Origin of the sequence: Mesorhizobium sp. M2A.F.Ca.ET.039.01.1.1 (assembly GCF_003998035.1) — a bacterium.
Lineage (GTDB): Bacteria > Pseudomonadota > Alphaproteobacteria > Rhizobiales > Rhizobiaceae > Mesorhizobium.
The window spans coordinates 1-1,183 of sequence record NZ_RZRY01001200.1 but is presented as its reverse complement, the minus strand read 5'-3'; the positions used below and the strand labels follow the sequence as shown (position 1 = coordinate 1,183).

Sequence of the window (1,183 nt, the reverse complement as noted above, 5' to 3'; positions counted from 1 at the left end):
GCCGAGGCGCGCTCGAAGAAATCGATCGGCAACGACAGCAGACGCGCGAAGGTGCGGATCGAGGTGCGCACATCGATCCGTGCCGAGGCGTAGACCAGCAGGATGCGCCTGAGATAGTTGAAAACCGCGTCGAACAGGACTGCGGCGCTGACCCCGATGGCGAGCACAACGAGAGTCGTATAGGCCTGGTGCACGAGCACCTTGTCGACGGTGATCTGGATGAAGATCGGCAGGGCAAGCGCCAGCACCTGCAGCGCGACCGCGGCCACCGCGATGTCGCGGAACATCGCGCCGTTGCGGACGACTTCCGGGAGGAACCAAGTAAAGCCGAACGGCCGGCTCTCATCCGCCAGCGCGAATGTGCGGCGCAGCAGCAGGAGCTCGCCGGTCCACTTCCTGCAGAACGTCGCCTGGTCGAGGGGTAATACGTCGAGGCAGTCAGCGAGGGGGTCGAGGACTCCAACCTTGTTCTCGTTGAATCCGAGCAGGATGACGCTGTTGCCATTTGTCAGCCGGGCGATCACCGGATAGGCGTCGCCGAGGCGTTGCAGGTCCTTCCAGCCGACCTTCAATTTGCGGCTGCGCATGCCGCTGCTGCGGGCGATCTTCGGCAGCAGCCGGGTGATGTCGTCATCGGGCCTCAGCGCAAAGTCGTGCTTGATGCGCTCGGGGGAAAGATCGATGCCGTAGTGCCGCCCGATGGCGACAAGGCACTGCAGTGCTGTTTCGACCGGAGACCCTTCCACGGTACCGCGCAGATTATCAGGCTTGGCGGCGCGAAGGGTGGAGGAGCGCGTTTGGGTCATCCAGGTGAGGACGAGCCATACGAGCACCGTGCACAGCAGGAACTGAACCGGGGGACTCGGCCTGTGGAGCCACTCGACCGGCCCGTGCCCGGCGGCGGCGAGGGTGGCGAGCGCATCGGACAACCAGCGATTCAGTTCGCCATAGAGATCGTTCATGGCTCTCGCTCCGCGGCATGTCGGCAGGTCGGCGCGTGGACGAGCGCCGTGACGCAAACGGGCCTCGGCGTGCTCCCGCTTCCGCTGCGCCATGACGGGCGGAGAGGGGCTGTGTTGGGCATGAAGCACCGACGCATTTGGGCTATTGCTCGTCGCTGAAATTTGGCGATTTCGGCCGCCGCCGCGCGGTCGCCGCGGGCGTTGCCGCCGCAGGCAATGCC

General features: G+C 65.3%; 1 protein-coding gene. It reads right to left on the bottom strand.

Going from position 1 to position 1,183, the window contains the following annotated elements:
- On the bottom strand, nucleotides 1–962 hold a 962-nt coding region (locus tag EOA24_RS38610), incomplete at its 3' end, for an ABC transporter transmembrane domain-containing protein (RefSeq protein ID WP_245501971.1).
- Nucleotides 963–1,183 lie beyond the last annotated feature (221 nt).